The organism is Streptococcus infantis, from assembly GCF_047465525.1.
Classification (GTDB): Bacteria; Bacillota; Bacilli; order Lactobacillales; family Streptococcaceae; genus Streptococcus; species Streptococcus infantis_R.
Genome location: NZ_JASGZS010000002.1, coordinates 33,939 through 52,358 on the forward strand (window position 1 = coordinate 33,939; position 18,420 = coordinate 52,358).

Sequence of the window (18,420 nt, forward strand, 5' to 3'; positions counted from 1 at the left end):
GATGATTGAACATCTAAAACAAGAAACTTTTGATCTTTTAATGGAGATATTTTTTGAGGATGAGGCTACAGATTCGCCAAAAGTGAATGAAGTTAACCAGCACATTTCACGTAAGGAATGTCTCTACATTCTTCGTAGAGATATGCGAATTAAAACAAACTATGAGCTAGAAGAAGTAGAAATGTATCCCATTGCACTTAAAGAAATTGAGGGAATGAGTGATGAACGATTTGAGAAACTAAAAGACGAAATCCTTAAAACGGAGATGGTTGATACAATGGAGCTTCTACTGGAAGACTTAAAAGTTTAGTCAAACTTTTCCCTCGTGATAGAACAAGATTCCTGCTTGCAGGGATTAGGGGATTGGGGATTTCCCCAAAGATTTAAAAAGTCAAGAATAGTCAGGGATGACACCCTGACTAACTTTGACCTTTTTAAAAACAGCATTTGGGTACCCAAGTGCTAATCTTGCCAGAAGAAAAGGGCTCTAAGCCCCTTAAGCAAAATTGCCAGAATAGAGGTGAAGATTTTTTGAAAAATAGAGAAAAGCGAAAACGAATGATTCAGAAAAAAATTCGTTTAACGGAAGAAGAGGCACGGTTTATTTCAACAAAGGTTGCAGAATCTGGAATGACAAATTTTAATGCCTTTGCCCGAATTATGTTGATTATGGGTGAGGTCAAAATCTTAAACTTTGAAGAATTGAGAGAATTGCGTAAGGAAATAAATCGGATAGGGGTCAATATTAATCAGGTCGCAAAAAAGGTAAATGAAGATGACCAGGCTAGCCTAACTGAACTGAGTCAGATTCTTGAATTGCAGAAACATTTGAAAGATACAGTCAGCCAATTTATCCAAAAACAGGAAAATCAAACAAAGGAACAAGAGCGATGGTTGTAACAAAGGTTCTTCAGATAAAGGGTGTAGCTTCTTTAGGACGGTCTACAAAATATATTGAGGATGAAGCAAAGACGGTCGAGCTGACTGATACAAAAAGTTTAAATAATGCTTTACGCTATATCGAGAATCCATCTAAAACGAGTTTTTTAGAACAAGATGAACAGTTTGAATTTCCAGCAGTGGTTAAAGATGGCCGAGTAGTCAAGCAACTGGTATCTACTTATGGAATTACAGACTCTAGCACAGCAACAGAAGAATTTCTTTTGACCAAAAAGAATGCGGCTCAACGAGCAGGGACAAAAGAGCTATCGGATATTCAAAATCCGAATCGAGTGTTGGCTCATCACATCATCCAATCATTTTCTCCTGAAGATGATTTGACTCCACAAGAAATTCATGAGATTGGTCGAAAAACGATTTTAGAATTAACTGGTGGACAACATGAATTTGTCATAGCGACTCACATGGATAAGGGACACATTCATAATCACATTATTTTCAATTCAACTAACTCTGTTACCTTAAACAAATTTCGTTGGCAGAAAAATACTGCTAGAAGTCTATTTAATATTTCCAATAAGTACGCTGACCTAGCTGGAGCTAAAATTCTCAAAGAGAGATTATGGACTAATCGAAAAACGTATCATGCTTACCGAAAGAAAAATTCATTTCGTTATGAAATTAAATCTCGTTTAGATTTCCTTTTAAAACATTCAAGCTCCTTAGAAGATTTCAAGTCTAAGGCACGAGCTTTAAATCTAATAGTTGATACTTCAGGGAAGGAAATAAAATATCGTTTAACTGACCAGGATCAAACAAGAAATGTTCGGGATCGCACATTATCCAAAAAAGGAAATTATTCTTTGGGGAAAATTTCTGAGAGAGTAGTTGGTAACGAGGTGACCTTCTCTGTCGATGAAATTAAATCTGAATATGAAAAAATGGTTGCGGAACGAGAAGATGATTTTGAAATGAGAATCACAGTTGAAGAATGGCAGGTGATGGAAGAAACAAAAAATGGGATCTATCTTGAAATGGAATTTGGGATTAGAAATAAGGGAACAATTCTTATTCCAGCTCATCAGATTGAAAAAGCAGAAGATGGCTCTTATGAAATTTTTATCAGAAAAAATGACTTATACTATTTTGTTAATCCTGAACACGCTGATAAGAATCGTTACATGAAGGGAGAAACAGTCGCTTCCCAGTTGTCGTATGATAATGGAGAAATGATTATCCGAAAAAATCCTAAAATCTCAACTTTGGATCAGCTTGTTCGTGAATATAATTATCTATCTGCTCATGGAGTGACAGAAGGACAGCAATTTGATGAATTGTTAAATCGTTTTGAAGAGGAACTGGAAGAAGTAGATAACTTGCTTGATAAACTAGATCAACGCTTGGGTGAGCTTAATAAAATTCAGTCTGCATTTCTTGCATTGGAATCAAGCGATCCTCAGGAAGTGAAACTAGCTATTGTTATTATGAAAGACTTGAGAGTAGATCCTAGCACTCGCAAATCTGAGATTGATAAACTTGTTAAAGAGGCAACCTTTGAGCGCCAGGCTTTGTATCAAAGGGTAGAAGCAATTACAAAAGATTATAAGCTACATCAAGACATAGAGAAAAATGTGGAGCAGCGTAAGGAAAGAGAAACTTCATTGTAAAAAAATAATTATAAATATAATTATAAACATATTGACAAATATAATTATAATGGTATAATAGAAATATAGAAAAAGGGATGGAGAAATAGAATGAAGATTATCACATTTGCCGCTATTAAAGGCGGTGTTGGGAAAACGACTTTAACTTTTAATTATGGGGAATGGTTGGCTAAGAAAGGTCATAAAGTTCTCTTTATAGATTTAGACCATCAGTGTAATTTGACTCAGTGCTACAATATTTACGAAAGCAAGAATACGATTGCGAATGCCTTCAAAGGAGGTGACGTGGATATTAAGCAAGTCAAGGAAAATATCAGTCTAATTCCAGGATCGGTTCAACTTGATACTGTAGAACGAGATCTGGAGAACAGCGATAAGAAAAATATGCTACTTTATCTTTGGCTAGAGGATAACTACGAAAAGAAGAAGCTGGATCAATTTGACTATATCTTGATTGATTGTAGACCGGACTTTGCGACAGCTACTAAAAATGCTGTTGCGGTCAGTCACGCTATTATTAGTCCCTTGACTCCTTCAGAGTTTGGTTATAATGCTAAGTTCAATCTATCAACTCGATTAGAAGCTTTCAGGAAGGATGTAATCGATTATCGCACTAGAGAGTCATACATTACCGCTGAGTTATATTTTCTAGCAAATATGATTCGACCAAACTATGGATCATCAAGAGAATTACTGGAAGCCCTGGGACTTGAAGCCAAAGAAAAGGGAACAGATAACCTTCTAGGAATTGTACCAGCAAAAGAGTTATTCAATCATTCGACGATTGATAAGGTCTCTATTGCAGATATGAAGGAGAATCCTGAGCTTTATCAAAAACACAAAAAGTTTTTTACTGAGATGGAGCAGACTTTTTCAAAAATTTATGATACAATATAATTATATTTATAAACACAAATACAATTATAAATATAATTAAAAGGAGATTGTTATGGCATTCACACCAAAAGAAAAAGAGATTTCGCAGATTATCGAAGCAACCCACCAACCTGAGCAGATTTCAGAGGTAGCCAACTTTGAAAGTTTTGAACGCAAAAAGCAATTCCAGTTTACATTGAAACCAAGTAATCGGAAAAAATTAGATAAGATTGCTAAAGCAGCCGGAGCAAAGTCTGCATCAGATTATCTTGATAGGTGGCTAGAAAGTTTACAATAAAAGTTGTAGTTATATTTATATTTATGAATATAACTATAAATATAATTACAAATATATTCTAAAATTATTTTAACTCATTGCTTTTGTTGCTAAATGAGTCATATTAGCTATGAGATGATACTACTGTTAACTACCTAAAGTCTGGTTTAATACCAGGCTTTTATTATGCACTGAAATATTTGAACTATTGATACTCAATTAAATCGCTTTTGTATTTTGTAATAATAAATAGGGCATTTATTTTAAGAGATGTCCTATTTTATTCTTGGAACAAAAATAAATTTGATGACTTGTTTTAAAAATCATACAATTTTCATAAGAATTGAAAGGGAAATGAAAAATTGTATGAAACAATTTGATGAATTGAGATTTAGTAGTCAGGAACAAGAAAAGACAAAGCAAAATTTTTTACAGCATATTGCACAGTATGATGAGTCGATAAGCTCCAGTATGAGATCAAAAGGATATCGTTGTAAAAATCAAGCTGAACGTACCGTAGCTTTTACATTTGGAGAAGTGACCTTTTCTAGAAAACGTTGGTATAAGAATGGTGAATGTAGAGTACCAGTTGATGAAATGTTAGGCTTAGAAAAAAATGTACGTCATTCACAGGAACTATTGTATCAAGCTGCGGTTCTAGCTACAAAACTACCCTATCGTCAGGTAGGAGAGACAATTGAGATGGTTTATAATGTAACTGTCACTAAAGATACCGTCAATAAGGTCGTCAAATTAGCCAATCAATTACTAGAAGAAAAGGATGATTATCGATTTTTTAAAGAAGAGAAGAAGATTGAAAAAATTAAAGCAGATATCATCTACATAGAGGGAGATGGTGTATATGTGAAAACATCTGAAGATGGTTCTGAAAAAAAGAATATGGATTTATCACATTTTGTAGTTCATACAGGCTCAAAACAGATTGGCCCAAATCGTTTTGAGCTAGAAAATAAAAAAGAGCTTATCCGATTGGATAATCGCTCAGCTCGTAGAGAATTGTTAGATTTATTGGAAAATGAATATGAAATTACAAACGAGACAATATTAGTTACTAATTCTGACTGTGGCAAGGGATATACTCCACATGTATTTACTGAAATTGCTAAATCATTTAATGTTAAGAGACATGAGCATTTTTGGGACGAATATCACTTGAACAAAGAAATCAAAGAATTTACAAAGTCTTATCCAAGAGAACTGAGAGAAGACTTGTTTCAAGCTATTCGAGAGCACAATAAGAAATTATTAAGGCGTTCACTAGATACTATAGAGTCATTGGTTAATAGTGAAGAAGGACAAGAAAAATTTGAATATTATTCGAGTAGATTCATGAGGAATTTTCAGTATACAAAACCAGCGGAGATGAGAGGACTTCCAAAGTCAGGTATTGGGATTATGGAGAGTCAACATCGAAAAATAACGTATAGAATGAAGCATAGAGGGATGTATTGGACAAGTGAAGGAGGGGTAGCCGTAGCGAATATGATATTGTTAGAGCGTGAAGGGAAATTAAGAGATTTATTTTTTGGGGAATGGAAGAAGGACTATGATAAGTATATTTCATTGGATCATATTAGTGCGGATAGTGTTCGTCCTAAAGATGACTCGAAAGACTACAAACTCCCCCGTTTACATAAAAGTATAGAAAAAATATTTAAGATGAAATAATTTTAGTAAAATTACAGATATAAAAAAGCAAAAATTTCTAGAGAGATTTGGGCTTTTTTGGCATGGAATAATTGACATTTATCCTGATTTTGGTATAATAGAGATATAGAAATAACGAAAAAAAGGAGTTGGAAATGAGCCTCCAACTCCGCAGAGTAACACAAACCTCACTTGTATTACTCAGTCAATTAAAATGATAGCATAAGAAAAAATCATTGTCAAGGGCTGAGCATACAAAACTGTTTAGCCCTTTTGTGTATCTGCATATATTTATATGGGGTTTTGAGATTTCTCAAAAATCACGACACATACGGATACTAGTTTTTACTTGACAAGTTCCGCTTTAAATAATAGAATAGTAAAAAACCTTTAAAGCAGTCCAGAGAGGCAGCTAAGGTTAGACGGTGAAAGGGTGGATTCTACCCATTTTTCGTGGAACCTTGCTGTTGGCAGGTTCCTTTTTTGTAGTCTCTTTGACGGAAGCTGGGCTGATAAGAAAGATAAGAGGAGAAACGCATGCGTGAAAGTCGCCCAGTCATAGCTCTGGATTTTCCAAGTTTTGAAGAAGCCAAGGAGTTCTTAGCCCTATTTCCAGCAGAGGAAAAGCTCTATGTCAAAGTAGGAATGGAAATCTACTATGCTGTAGGGCCTGAAGTTGTCCGCTATTTGAAGTCATTAGGACATAGTGTCTTTTTGGATCTCAAACTGCATGATATTCCCAATACAGTCAAATCAACCATGAAAATTTTATCGAACTTGGGAGTTGACATGACCAATGTGCAGGCAGCAGGTGGGGTTGAGATGATGCAGGCAGCGCGTGAAGGATTGGGAGACAAGGGGATTCTCATAGCTGTGACCCAATTAACCTCAACCTCGGAGGAACAAATGCAAGAGTGTCAAAATATCCAAACAAGCCTCCAAGAGTCTGTTATCCACTATGCTCAGAAAACAGCTGAAGCAGGTCTGGATGGAGTCGTTTGCTCGGCTCAAGAAGCCAAGCTTATCAAACAAGCAACTCATGAAGACTTTATCTGTCTGACACCAGGGATTCGCCCAAGAGGGACAGAAGCAGGGGATCAGAAACGGGTAGTAACCCCAGGAGAAGCTTACCAGATTGGCAGTGACTACATCGTAGTTGGCCGTCCGATTACGCAAGCAGCTGATCCAGTCGCAGCCTACCATGCCATCAAAGAAGAATGGACACAAGATTGGGTTTAAAAAGAAGATTCATTTAACGCTATAAAAAGGAGCACACCATGACACTTGCTAAAGATATTGCTAGCCATCTATTGAAAATTCAAGCCGTTTACCTCAAACCAGAAGAGCCTTTTACTTGGGCATCAGGTATTAAGTCACCGATTTATACGGACAATCGTGTAACACTTGCCTACCCAGAGACACGTACCTTGATTGAGAATGGTTTTGTGGAAGCCATCAATGAAGAATTCCCAGAGGTAGAAGTAATTGCAGGAACAGCGACTGCAGGCATTCCGCATGGTGCCATCATCGCTGACAAGATGAACTTGCCATTTGCCTATATCCGTAGCAAACCAAAAGACCACGGAGCAGGCAACCAAATTGAAGGCCGTGTAGCCCAAGGGCAAAAAATGGTCGTTGTTGAAGATTTGATTTCAACTGGTGGCTCAGTTCTTGAGGCCGTGGCTGCTGCCAAGCGTGAAGGAGCAGATGTTCTGGGTGTTGTAGCTATCTTCAGCTATCAACTAGCAAAAGCAGATAAGAACTTTGCGGATGCTGGTGTCAAACTGGTGACCCTTTCAAACTATAGTGAGCTCATCCACCTAGCCCAAGAAGAAGGCTACATCACACCAGAAGGACTTGACCTCCTAAAACGTTTTAAAGAAGACCAAGAAAATTGGCAAAATGTTTAAAAAATAGAAAATCAGGTAGGTACTATGAACTGCTCCCTGTCAAGTGGACAATGAAATAATAAAAAATTAAGCAAGGGCCTTGTTCCTCATTTCAAGAGGAGCAAGGCCCTTGTTGCGCTCTTGAAAACGCTCGTTATTATAAAAGTAGATGTAATCATCAATATCAGCAACAAGTTCCTCAAAAGTCTTATACTTCTTCAAATCATAACACTCCGTTTTAAAGTGTCCCAAGAAGCTCTCAATAGGGGCATTATCAATACATTTACCAACTCTAGATATAGAGCAGTGGTGACCATCCAGTATTTTCGTGGTGTATACTATGAATCAGCGAAGTTGCGCCTAGATTAGGCTCTATAGCTTTTCCATAACTAAAGGATTATTGTATATAGCCTCTTCCTTGAATTAAGTAATGTTGATGATATAAATCCGGTATGATATAATGTTTTAGCCCCCTCAATTTAAGGAAGGGAGGTGTTACATATGTTAGAAACTTTACTCACAGTGTTTCTAGCTCCGTTACTGATTAATGTGTTATCTGAGCTTTTTAAGTTATGGCTGAAGAAACGTAAGAAGTAATGGTTAACCCTTTTAGAGGGTAGCAAAAAACCCCATCGGTGGCACGGTGGGGCTTTTTTAGTTACATATGCTGTAACCTTACTCACATTGTAGGTTAATTTTAACACATAACCCCTGATATTTCAAGCCTTTATTTCACTTTTTTGTAGAACTCACTAGGTAAGCCTGGATTACTAACACTTGTAGTTTAAGTCTATACAACTTAAATAAAACATGAGCTACTGAGTTCCATTATACAATAAAGAAATCAACTCTTTCCTAAGGAATTTCCACCCGCATTTTGGGCTTTTGTGCTAAAATAGACTTATAAATTTAAAATAAGGAATGTTTATGAAATCGGGTAATGGTTTTTGGAAAGGATGTCTCTATTTTTGGGGAGTTTTGTTTTTGCTGGGTCTTCTGATTCAGTATGCGCTACCTCTAGCGATTTGTGTTCTGCTGGGTTATGGTGGTTACCTGTTTTACAGACGTTGGCGCTATCCTCTTTTGAAGGATCGTACTCTCGATGATCAGATTGAACTTTTAAAAGCTCGGATTCGTCAGGCTGATAAAAATATTCAGCAACTAGAGGGAGCCTTGGCTGAAAAGGGTTCAGAATCTTATAAAAATATGGCTAATCAAGTATTAATTGAATTGCGAGAAATTCATCAGGAAGCAGATCGTCTCAAGTTCTATATCGGTGATGATGTGTATAACCGCATTGATAAAAAGGTTCGTACAGTTCGAGCAAACATCAATGTTCAGTTAGAACATTTGGAAAGAGAAAGTCAAGTGGATCTTGAAAAAGCAGAGCCAGAGGAATTAGCCCCTGAATTATCTCAGACCTTGGCCAATATTGCTATTGACCATCAGGCCATTTTAGACAAGATTGCTACCTCTGCTGAGGGTGATAAGGAAGAATTGACTGCCATTCATAGTTTGAAGATGGAGAAATTCCAAACGATTTTAGAAGGCTATTTAAAGATTAAGGCCAATCCTAAAAACTATAATCGGGCAGAAGAACGTTTGCAACAAGCTAAAGCAGCCATCGAACAATTTGACCTTGAGCTGGACCAAGTGTTACGAGAGCTTAATGAAACAGATATGCGTGATTTTGATATCAGTCTGCGTATCCTAGAAAAAGATCGTAAAGAATAGGTTAGAAATAAAGGAGTAACCATGACAGAATTTAATTTTGATATTGACCAGATTGCCAATAATGCGGTAGCTAAGGTGGACAAGACAACCCAAATCATCGAGACCAATACTGGCTCAGACAAGACCTTGACCTTCCTTGAGAAGTTGAGCCCTGAACAGCAAGAAGGAATCAAGGCGCGCGTGCCCCAGTTAGTAGATCAGTTTGTCACCAATCAAAATGCCCTTTTGGATTTTGGACAGTCTGCTGTAGAAGGTGTGAATAATACGGTCAATCGCATCTTGTCAGAACAAAAGAAACTGCAGATTCCCCAAGTGGATGATCTACTTAAAAATACCAACCGTGAGTTGCAAGGCTTTGTCGTCCAATACAAGAACGCTGAAATAGCTGAGTTAGAAGAAAAGCCAAACTTTTTGCAACGATTGTTTAACAAGAGCAAGAACACGCTACAAGAATTTTACTTTGACTCAAAAACGGTGGAGCAAAAACTCGATGGCATGGCTGCCGCAGTGGTTAAGCAAGAAGATGTCTTAGCTCGAAATATCGTCTCAGCTGAGATGTTGATTGAGGACAATACCAAATCCATTGAAAATCTAGTGGGAGTGATTTCCTTTATCGAAGCCAGCCAGACAGAAGCTGGCAAGCGCGCTGCAGAATTGAAAGCTCAAGTTGACCAACTCGATACAAGTACAGTAGAATACCAGACCAAGTCTCAAGAATTGGCCCGCATGGCAGAAGTGGTCAATACCCTTGAACAACAGCACACCGAGTATGTCAGCCGTCTCTATGTTGCCTGGGCAACAACACCTCAGATGCGCAATCTTGTGAAGGTGTCATCTGATATGCGCCAAAAATTGGGCATGCTTCGTCGCAATACGATTCCAACAATGAAGCTTTCCATTGCCCAACTTGGTATTTTGCAACAATCAATGAAATCAGGTGTTGTGGCAGATGCTATCGTCAATGCTAATAATGCTGCCCTTCAGATGCTAGCTGAAACTAGCAAGGAAGTGATTCCACAGATGGAACGAATTGCCCAAAGCCCGACTGTCGCTGTTGAGTCTGTTACAAAGCTAGCTGAAAGTCTGGTCGCTCAAAACCAAGGTATCGTCGCTGCTATTGAATTGGGACGCCAGAAACGTGCCCAACTAGAAACAACCATCGTCAAGTCCGCAGAAATGATCAACGATTCTGTCAAACTACGCGATGAGAAAATCGTCCAAGCCCTTCTAGACCAAGGAAAGGCCGCCCAGAAAGAAGTACAAGAATAACACAAGTCCCCTGTAATGTAGATTTGCAGGGGATTTTGCTTGTTTTAGTAGAAGTTTGAAGGTCAGGGAATTATTATTAGATTCAGAGAGAATGCCCTAGAAAACCTTTTCACTACTAGTCTTTTATGATACAATAGAAGGAAGTAAAGGCGCTGTTTTTTCGATGTCGCAACGCCTTGGATGAATGAAAAGGAAGAGTCCCTATGGTTTTCAGATTTAAGCAAATAACTAGCTTGCATATATATATATAAACTCGCGTTTTCATACCTGTTTTCAAAACCTGCCAATCTTTTTGGTAGGCTTTTTGCGTTGTAGAAATGGGGTATGAACATGGCTTACACTTTATCAAAAGAATTAGAGCAAGAGCTTATCGTTTCAGCACCTGAGTTACAGGCTAGTTATGCTGCTATCGTAGAATACCTAGAAGCTATCAACCAGAAAGAAGCATCTGGAAGCAATTCTCAGGAAATCCAGAACCAGCTTGCTATTCAGCTGGGCCGTTTAGAAGATTTGGTGCAGGGCTATATCCAAATAAAGAAGAACCCGCATCACTACCTAGATGCAGATAAAGACCTGACGACAGCTTATCAAGCCATAAAAGGTACGGAGCAAGATCTTCTCAAAAAATTGCAACATCTCAACCAAGCAGCATTGCAGGATTTCCATATCAGCCAGAGACTCTCTCCTAAAGACGAGACTGCTATCCCTGTAGCAGGAAAAGCCAAAACCAAACAGGAATTGGCTATCGAGCGAGATTTGATCAACCAGTTGACAAAGGGAGAAAGTCAATGGGTGTATCGACCTGAGTTAAATACAGAAGACCTCCTATGGGGAAACTTTTTTGCCAAGCTGGAAGCCAATAATGTCCGCATTTTGCAAGACCATCCCCTTACAAATTCAGAGAAAAATCAAATCAAAAATCAGCTTAATTTCGTCAACTTCTATGAAGCAGCCAAGTGGATAGCAGGGGAAAATGGCATTGCCAAGGTACAGGTTCAACGCGAAGATGCTAGTTTAGGAACCATTCGCTTGGAAGTCTTGTGGAGAAACAATGTCGCTGGTGGCAAATCCAGCTATGAGGTTGTCAACCAAGTCATCACAGGCGGAGAAGGGATTCGCCAGCGTCGTGGGGATGTGACTTTGCTGATCAATGGTCTGCCTATGATTCAGATTGAACGGAAAAGCCGTTCTCATCCTTACATGGATGCCTTCCGTCAGATTAAGAAATACGACCAAGAAGGACAGTTCAGAGGCATTTTTTCAAGTCTTCAGATGTTTGTTGTCTCTAATGTTACTGACACTCGCTATATCGCAGCTGCCAAAGCCAACAAGCTAAATGAACGCTTCTTGACCAAGTGGGTGGATAGTGAAAATAGACCTCAACCTCAACTATTTGACTTTGCAGAGTCTGTCTTGTCGATACCGAGATCTCATGAGATGGTCATGCAGTATTCTGTCATCGATGATGACAAGAAGGCCTTGATTTTATTGCGCCCCTATCAGGTTCATGCCATTGAGGCTATCCGTGAAGCCAGTCGCAAGCGCCAGTCAGGCTATATTTGGCATACTACTGGTTCAGGAAAAACCCTGACCTCTTATAAGGTTTCGCGCAATCTGCTCCAGATACCATCCATTGAGAAGACAATCTTTGTGATTGATAGGACAGACCTCGACCAGCAAACGACTAGTTCTTTTCAATCTTACGCAGAGAACGATATGATTGACATCGACGAGACCGATGATACACAGGAATTAGTTAAAAATCTGGCTTCTGATGACCGCCGTGTCGTTGTGACGACCATCCAGAAAATCAATGCTATGATTCGTCAGTTTGATGAAGGCCGTCACCAAAAGGTCTACAATCGTATCAAACAACTCAAACTATCCTTTGTCGTCGATGAATGCCATCGCGCAGTGACTCCTGAACGCCAGCGCCAGCTAGAGCACTTCTTTACAAATTCTCTCTGGTATGGGTTTACAGGGACTCCTATCTTTACAGAAAATAAACGTGAACAAAAAGGAGACCTTGCTCAGACGACCGAAGAGCAGTACGGTGACTGTCTCCACCAATATACCGTCAAAGAAGCCATCCATGACAAGGCGGTTCTTGGCTTTAATGTGTAGTATCAGACAACCATGCCTGGTTGGGCAGAAGATGAGATTGACGAGGAGCGTTATGATGATGAAGGCCACATGCTTGCTGTTTTAGATGCCATTCTCAATCGCTCAAGACGCAAACTCGGTTTCCAAAATGGGGTGGGAAAAACCTATGAAGCCATTTTGACCGTCAAAAGCATTGCCCGTGCGCAGGCCTATTATAACCTGATTAAGCAAGTCAAAAATGGAGAAAAGTCTCTAAGCATATCGGAAAATGTTAAAAAGGTCTTGCCAGACTTTCCTAAGGTTGCTATTACTTACTCTGTGACAGAAAATGAAGCAGACTCCTATGTCAACCAAGCATACATGGAGGAGAGTTTAGAAGACTACAATGCCATGTTTGGTACTCATTTTAGCCTTGCAACCATTGCTTCTTACAATAGTGACCTCAACGACCGTTTGGCCCGTAAGAAAGAACGCTTTGCCTTCCGTGAGGAACAGTTGGACCTGGTTATCGTGGTGGACCGCTTGTTGACGGGCTTTGATGCCCCTTGCCTATCGACTCTGTTCATGGATCGTCAGCCCATGAAACCCCAGCATATCATTCAGGCATTTTCACGAACCAATCGCCTCTTTGATGAAGGTAAGAAATTCGGCCAAATCGTTACCTTCCAAACGCCTGACCGTTTTAAAGAAAAAGTGGATGAAGCTCTGAGTCTCTACTCAAATGGTGGCGAAACCAGTGTCTTAGCCCCTGAATGGCAGGAGGAGAAGGCCAAATTTCTGGAGAAGGTTCATCAACTACTAGCCATCGCTCCAAGTCCAGAGCAGGTGCCAGATTTGGATACGGCCACAGATGCAGAATTAAAACGCTTTGCCAAGGCCTTCCAAGAATTTGACAAGCTCCTATCCTCTATACAAGTCTATTCGGACTATGATGAGAAAGTCATTCTTAGAGAGATTGGTCTCAGCCTAGAAGACATCGAGAACTTTGCCGGCCAATATCAAAATGTCATCGAAGAGCTCCGCAGACGCAGAAAAGAAGATCAAGAAGAGGAAGGGGTTCTCCTAGATATAGAGTACGAGCTCGAATCCATCCGCACAGATGAGATAAACTATCACTATATCCTCTCTCTCATCCAAGCCTTGATTGAAAATCGGGAAAACCTCATTGGAAAAAAGGAAAAGAGTCTGGTAGATAACTATATCGAAGATTTGAACAAATCCAATCCCAAGTTATCCAGCCTCATCTCCAAACTCTGGCAGAATGTCCAAGCAGATGCCAAGAGCTATCAGGGTCAATCTATCATCCATAAGTTGGATGAGATGATTGAGCTAACTACCCAGCAAAAGATTCGTGAAACGGCAGACTATTGGCAGATAGGAGAAGATGAACTCCAGTTCGTAGTGGACAACTATCGTATCGGACGTGACAAGCAAAATGGCGAAAAAGCCATCACAGAATCTCAGGACTACCTAGCCTATAAGGAAGCCCACGGAGACGAGGCGCTACCAAAACTCAAATACAAAAAAGCCCTCAAAGAGGACTATATGCGCATGATTTCAGAGGATATCTTACCGCTAAGGGGGAGATAAACTACCGATTGGACTTTTCTTATTTGCTAGGTGTTTAACTTTATCTTGTCAAATCAGCCTATCTATTGTTTCAAAATAGGTAAAATTGAAGAATAGGATAGCGTAGTTGTCGTTCTAAAGTGCAAAAATGGCTGAAATTGAACAATAGAAATGACAGATGGTAATTCTAAAGTGTAAAAATAGGTAAAATTGAAGAATAGAAATCAAAAAAAGAAAATCTAAATTGTAGAAATAAGAAAATTGAGTAATAGAAAGGGGGATATAGTGGAGAAATTATTTATTATTGGAAATGGGTTTGACATAGCGCATGATTTAAAGACTAATTATCTATATTTCAAGAAGTTCGTTTATCAGCAAGCTTATGGGAAAGATGATTTGTTAGAGTCGTTGCAGACAGTAAAGGGGATTTGCGACTTTTTTAGGGAAAAGGATATTGAAATTCAAGAACAATATCGATATGCTAAGGAAGATGGGTTGAGAGACATATATGGATATTCTCTATCCAAAATTAGAAATGGTCAGTTAGATAAATATGAACGGTATCGATTTATTTATCGACATATGATGCAGTTAATGGGATTAGAAAATTTTTGGTCTCAGTTTGAGCATGATTTAGGTTGGATAAATGAGGTGAAAATTATACTGTCGTCTTGTGGCCTAGAAGAAGAAGCTGAGGAGCTGGCAACGATTCTTGAAAAATTTCTAATAGCAGACATTGAAAATTTATTTAGGGAATGGGTTCAAAGTTTTATTCTGGACTGGGATAATATGCCTTCTAATCTAAAAAAACTAAAACGAAAGAAATCTGTTGAACACAATAAAAATGCCTACTTTTTAACTTTTAATTATAGTATGTTGTTAGAGGATTTCTACGGTATAAATTCTGAACAAATATGTCATATACATGGAAGCGTTTCCAAAAATAAGCTAATATTTGGACATAATCGTGAAATGGATTCTTATGATGAATCTATACAAAATGATCCAACTGCGGTACGTGACTTTCTTTATAATTTAGTTGATTTGACTAGAAAGCCTGTCCATCAGCAACTTAGAAAACATGAATACTTTTTCAAAAGTTTAAGTTCTATCGAAGAAATCTATTTCATTGGTTTTGGTATTCGGGATGAGAATGGAGTGGATGCTCCGTACTTTAGAGAAATCTTTAAGCAGGTCCCAGGAGTGAGCATTTATGTAGACCAGTTCGATAAGCAGAATGAATATACTATTAAGAAAATACTTAAGGCATGGGGAGCTCGTAAAGCTTATCAATTGCAATTTATAGATACAAATAAAGATGAAATAGTTGGAGGAATAATATGACAAGGAAACCAAGTTATCGCTTTGTGGGACATACTGAACCTTGGGAAGAGAAGAAATTGGGGGAGGTCACTTCTGATTTAAAAAGTGGGCTATCTAGAATGTTAGCTAATGAAGATATAGGGCTTCCAGTCATTCGAGCAAATAACATAAATGATGGGTATTTAGATCTATCTAATGATATAAAATACTGGTATGAGGTAGACCCGCAAGGAAGTAATACAAATAATTATGTTGTAGAGGAAAATGACATTTTAATTAATTTTATAAATAGTGAAGCTAAAATGGGAACATCAGCTATTGTACGCTTTCCGTTAGATAGAAAAACTATTTATACTACGAATATACTAAGATTGCGAGTCTCTGAAGGTATAAGTTCAAACTTTATATTCTATATTTTTTCAATAAGTCGTTATATAAATTTTATAAAGTCTATTACTAAACCAGCGGTCAATCAGTCTAGTTTTACAACAGTTGATTTTAAAAAATTTATTATATTCCTCCCCTCCCTCCCCGAGCAAACTGCCATTGGTTCTTTCTTCCAAGATATTGACCAGCTCATTAGCCTCCAACAGCGTAAGTTAGAGGTGCTCAAAGAGCAGAAGAAAACCTACCTCAAGCTCCTCTTCCCAGCCAAAGGACAAACCAAACCAGCCCTTCGCTTCGCAGGATTTGAAGATGAGTGGAGGGAAGTGAAGTTGGGGGAATATGCAAAATATAGAAGAGGTTCTTTTCCGCAACCTTATGGGAAAAAAGAATGGTATGGTGGTGAAGATTCTATGCCATTTGTACAGGTTATTGATGTTACGGATAATCTTACTTTAGTTAATGATACAAAACAAAAAATTAGTAAGAAAGCCCAACCAAAGAGTGTTCTAGTCCCAGAAGGTACTGTGATTGTAACATTACAGGGGAGTATAGGGCGAGTTGCAATTACACATTATGATACTTATGTAGATCGCACTTTATTAATTTTTGAAAGTTATAATTTTCCTACTCATATAGGTTTTTGGGCGTATACTATTCAAAATAAATTTGAGATTGAGAGACAAAAAGCTCCAGGTGGGACAATCAAAACAATCACAAAAGAAGCATTATCTAGCTTTGAGATTTCTATCCCTACTCTCCCTGAACAAGAAGCCATCGGTGCTTTCTTCCAAGACCTAGACAAGGCCATTGCCAAGCAAGAGGAAAAAGTCAACCAGCTCAAAGAAAGCAAACAAACTCTACTCAGAAAAATGTTTATATAAGATACAAAGACCATAAAAAGCTACACTAAACGAATGAAAGTAGAAATTGATAGGAGACCCTATGTCACAAACAGATTTATCAAGAGAACTCTACCAATCCCTCTGGAATGCGGCAGATATCCTGCGTGGCCAGATGGAAGCCAATGAATATAAGTCCTACCTCTTGGGCTTGATTTTCTACAAATACCTATCCGACAACATCCTCCAAGCCGTCTGTGATAACTTGGACGAGACCTTTGAGTCCTTCCAGCAAGCGCAGCTTCTCTATGAGGAAAACTTTACGGATGTAGATGTCCGTGAAGACCTCATCGAGGTCTTAAATGACGATCTGGGCTATGTGATTGAGCCTTCTCTGACCTTTACCAAGCTGGTTCAGTCTATCCACGAAGGAACCTTCCAGCTAGAGTCCCTAGCCCAAAGTTTCCGTGATATCGAGCAGGCCAATGAAAAATTTGAAAATCTCTTCGAAGATATCGACCTCTATGCTAAAAAGCTAGGCAACACCCCACAAAAGCAAAACAAGACCATCTCTGAAGTCATGAAACAGCTCAACGACCTCAATGTCTCTGGTCATGCTGGTGATATCTTGGGTGATGCTTATGAGTACTTGATTGGCCAGTTTGCCAGTGATTCTGGTAAAAAGGCTGGAGAGTTCTATACACCTCAAGCAGTCTCTCATCTCATGACTCAGATTGTCTTTGCAGGGCGGGAGCATCAAAAGGGCATGTCGGTTTACGACCCGACCATGGGTTCTGGTTCTCTCTTGCTCAATGCCAAGCGCTATAGTAAGGAAGCTTCGACGATTTCTTACTACGGTCAGGAGTTGATTACTTCGACCTTCAACCTTGCTCGTATGAATATGATGCTTCATGGGGTCGCGATTGAGAACTATCACCTCAGCAACCATGATACTCTAGACGAAGATTGGCCGACTACCGAGCCGACAGACTTTGATGGGGTTTTGATGAACCCACCCTATTCACTGAAGTGGTCAGCAGATAGTGGATTCTTGCAAGATCCTCGCTTTTCAAGTTATGGAGTTCTGGCACCTAAGTCCAAAGCGGATTTTGCCTTCCTCCTTCACGGATTTTACCACCTCAAGCATAATGGAGTTATGGCCATCGTTCTTCCTCACGGAGTTCTCTTTCGAGGAGCAGCCGAGCAAAAGATTCGCCAGCACCTGCTAGAAGAAGGCGCTATTGACACAGTTATCGGCTTGCCAGCAAATATCTTCTACAACACCTCTATTCCGACAACTATTATTATCCTTAAAAAGAATCGCACCAATAAGGATGTCTTCTTTATCGATGCCTCAAAAGAGTTTGAAAAAGGGAAAAATCAAAACAATATGACCGAAGACCATATTGCCAAGATTTTGGAGACCTATCAAAAACGCGAGAATGTCGAGAAGTTTGCCCATCTAGCTAGCTTTGAAGAGATTGTCGAAAATGACTATAACCTCAACATTCCACGCTATGTCGATACCTTTGAAGAAGAACCCGTGGTTCCCCTCGTCGACCTTGCAGACCAACTCGCAGAGATTGATAAAGAGATTGGAGAGGTAGAAGCCAGACTCGCACACATGCGCAGCCAACTAGTAGGCACAACACCAGAAGCCCAGGCAGAATTAACCGCCTATCTCGAAAAGTTGAATGAAATTTAGGGAGTAGGGTTAGAATGAAAACATCTCGTATAGATTGTACGAGGTGTTTTTGCATTTTGATGATAAAAAGATTGTAGGACAAGGAGAGTTTGAATGAAATCCACTGCAATAAAGGACATTTAACAAAAATGAACTACTCTTTGGCAAGTGGGCAAGAACAAATAACAGATTGAGTAGTGACTGTCCGTCGTTCTCGTGATATATACTGTGATCG

Annotated in this window: 13 protein-coding genes and 2 pseudogenes; 14 read left to right on the top strand and 1 reads right to left on the bottom strand. The window is 39.0% G+C overall.

Annotated features, from left to right (window positions below; all coding sequences use genetic code 11):
• Window position 1: 1 nt before the first annotated feature.
• The 8 genes from QM374_RS00920 (at window position 2) to pyrE (ending at window position 7,298) form a co-directional block, all read left to right on the top strand.
• Window positions 2-310, top strand: a complete 309-nt coding sequence (locus tag QM374_RS00920) for a hypothetical protein (protein ID WP_000569541.1) — start codon at window positions 2-4, stop codon at window positions 308-310.
• A 248-nt stretch (window positions 311-558) separates the two neighbouring features.
• Window positions 559-900 (top strand): plasmid mobilization protein, encoded by a 342-nt coding sequence (locus QM374_RS00925; RefSeq protein WP_226968357.1) that lies wholly within the window; start codon window positions 559-561, stop codon window positions 898-900.
• The gene (locus tag QM374_RS00930; protein WP_414310616.1) at window positions 891-2,567 is read left to right on the top strand and encodes a helical hairpin domain-containing protein; all 1,677 of its coding nucleotides are present in this window, start codon (window positions 891-893) and stop codon (window positions 2,565-2,567) included. Before QM374_RS00925 ends, QM374_RS00930 begins: the two co-directional genes overlap by 10 nt.
• Window positions 2,568-2,657: 90 nt before the next feature.
• Window positions 2,658-3,464 (top strand): ParA family protein, encoded by an 807-nt coding sequence (locus QM374_RS00935; RefSeq protein WP_371560921.1) that lies wholly within the window; start codon window positions 2,658-2,660, stop codon window positions 3,462-3,464.
• A 52-nt stretch (window positions 3,465-3,516) separates the two neighbouring features.
• Window positions 3,517-3,741 carry a hypothetical protein gene (locus QM374_RS00940; RefSeq protein ID WP_049504152.1) on the top strand — a complete coding sequence of 75 codons (225 nt, stop codon included), beginning with the start codon at window positions 3,517-3,519 and terminating at the stop codon, window positions 3,739-3,741.
• Between the two features lie 345 nt (window positions 3,742-4,086).
• Window positions 4,087-5,409 (top strand): ISLre2 family transposase, encoded by a 1,323-nt coding sequence (locus tag QM374_RS00945; RefSeq protein ID WP_371560923.1) that lies wholly within the window; start codon window positions 4,087-4,089, stop codon window positions 5,407-5,409.
• Window positions 5,410-5,925: 516 nt separating this feature from the next.
• Window positions 5,926-6,627, top strand: a complete 702-nt coding sequence (pyrF, locus tag QM374_RS00950; RefSeq protein ID WP_315639691.1) for an orotidine-5'-phosphate decarboxylase — start codon at window positions 5,926-5,928, stop codon at window positions 6,625-6,627.
• 38 nt (window positions 6,628-6,665) lie between these two features.
• On the top strand, window positions 6,666-7,298 hold the full coding sequence (gene pyrE, locus QM374_RS00955; protein ID WP_414310617.1) for an orotate phosphoribosyltransferase: 633 nt from the start codon (window positions 6,666-6,668) through the stop codon (window positions 7,296-7,298).
• Window positions 7,299-7,364: 66 nt separating this feature from the next.
• On the opposite strand, the pseudogene QM374_RS00960 reads toward pyrE, so the two are convergent.
• Window positions 7,365-7,580: pseudogene (locus QM374_RS00960) on the bottom strand (IS3 family transposase); the annotation flags it as partial.
• Window positions 7,581-8,204: 624 nt separating this feature from the next.
• On the opposite strand from QM374_RS00960, the gene QM374_RS00965 reads away from it, so the two are divergent.
• The 6 genes and pseudogenes from QM374_RS00965 (at window position 8,205) to QM374_RS00990 (ending at window position 18,206) form a co-directional block, all read left to right on the top strand.
• The gene (locus QM374_RS00965) at window positions 8,205-9,011 is read left to right on the top strand and encodes a hypothetical protein (RefSeq protein WP_414310618.1); all 807 of its coding nucleotides are present in this window, start codon (window positions 8,205-8,207) and stop codon (window positions 9,009-9,011) included.
• Between the two features lie 21 nt (window positions 9,012-9,032).
• The gene (locus QM374_RS00970) at window positions 9,033-10,280 is read left to right on the top strand and encodes a toxic anion resistance protein (RefSeq protein WP_414310619.1); all 1,248 of its coding nucleotides are present in this window, start codon (window positions 9,033-9,035) and stop codon (window positions 10,278-10,280) included.
• A 324-nt stretch (window positions 10,281-10,604) separates the two neighbouring features.
• A pseudogene (locus tag QM374_RS00975) lies at window positions 10,605-13,973 on the top strand (type I restriction endonuclease subunit R).
• Between the two features lie 264 nt (window positions 13,974-14,237).
• Window positions 14,238-15,296, top strand: a complete 1,059-nt coding sequence (locus QM374_RS00980; protein ID WP_414310620.1) for an AbiH family protein — start codon at window positions 14,238-14,240, stop codon at window positions 15,294-15,296.
• The gene (locus QM374_RS00985; RefSeq protein WP_414310621.1) at window positions 15,293-16,543 is read left to right on the top strand and encodes a restriction endonuclease subunit S; all 1,251 of its coding nucleotides are present in this window, start codon (window positions 15,293-15,295) and stop codon (window positions 16,541-16,543) included. The genes QM374_RS00980 and QM374_RS00985 overlap by 4 nt, the downstream gene beginning before the upstream one ends.
• A 61-nt stretch (window positions 16,544-16,604) precedes the next feature.
• Window positions 16,605-18,206, top strand: a complete 1,602-nt coding sequence (locus QM374_RS00990) for a type I restriction-modification system subunit M (protein ID WP_414310622.1) — start codon at window positions 16,605-16,607, stop codon at window positions 18,204-18,206.
• Window positions 18,207-18,420 lie beyond the last annotated feature (214 nt).

Excerpts from the sequence above, each read along its gene's own strand:
- QM374_RS00920 (WP_000569541.1), top strand. The coding sequence starts at position 2 with ATGATTGAACATCTAAAACAAGAAACTTTTGATCTTTTAATGGAGATA.
- QM374_RS00925 (WP_226968357.1), top strand. The coding sequence starts at position 559 with ATGATTCAGAAAAAAATTCGTTTAACGGAAGAAGAGGCACGGTTTATT.
- QM374_RS00930 (WP_414310616.1), top strand. The coding sequence starts at position 891 with ATGGTTGTAACAAAGGTTCTTCAGATAAAGGGTGTAGCTTCTTTAGGA.
- QM374_RS00935 (WP_371560921.1), top strand. The coding sequence starts at position 2,658 with ATGAAGATTATCACATTTGCCGCTATTAAAGGCGGTGTTGGGAAAACG.
- QM374_RS00940 (WP_049504152.1), top strand. The coding sequence starts at position 3,517 with ATGGCATTCACACCAAAAGAAAAAGAGATTTCGCAGATTATCGAAGCA.
- QM374_RS00945 (WP_371560923.1), top strand. The coding sequence starts at position 4,087 with ATGAAACAATTTGATGAATTGAGATTTAGTAGTCAGGAACAAGAAAAG.
- pyrF (WP_315639691.1), top strand. The coding sequence starts at position 5,926 with ATGCGTGAAAGTCGCCCAGTCATAGCTCTGGATTTTCCAAGTTTTGAA.
- pyrE (WP_414310617.1), top strand. The coding sequence starts at position 6,666 with ATGACACTTGCTAAAGATATTGCTAGCCATCTATTGAAAATTCAAGCC.
- QM374_RS00965 (WP_414310618.1), top strand. The coding sequence starts at position 8,205 with ATGAAATCGGGTAATGGTTTTTGGAAAGGATGTCTCTATTTTTGGGGA.
- QM374_RS00970 (WP_414310619.1), top strand. The coding sequence starts at position 9,033 with ATGACAGAATTTAATTTTGATATTGACCAGATTGCCAATAATGCGGTA.
- QM374_RS00985 (WP_414310621.1), top strand. The coding sequence starts at position 15,293 with ATGACAAGGAAACCAAGTTATCGCTTTGTGGGACATACTGAACCTTGG.
- QM374_RS00990 (WP_414310622.1), top strand. The coding sequence starts at position 16,605 with ATGTCACAAACAGATTTATCAAGAGAACTCTACCAATCCCTCTGGAAT.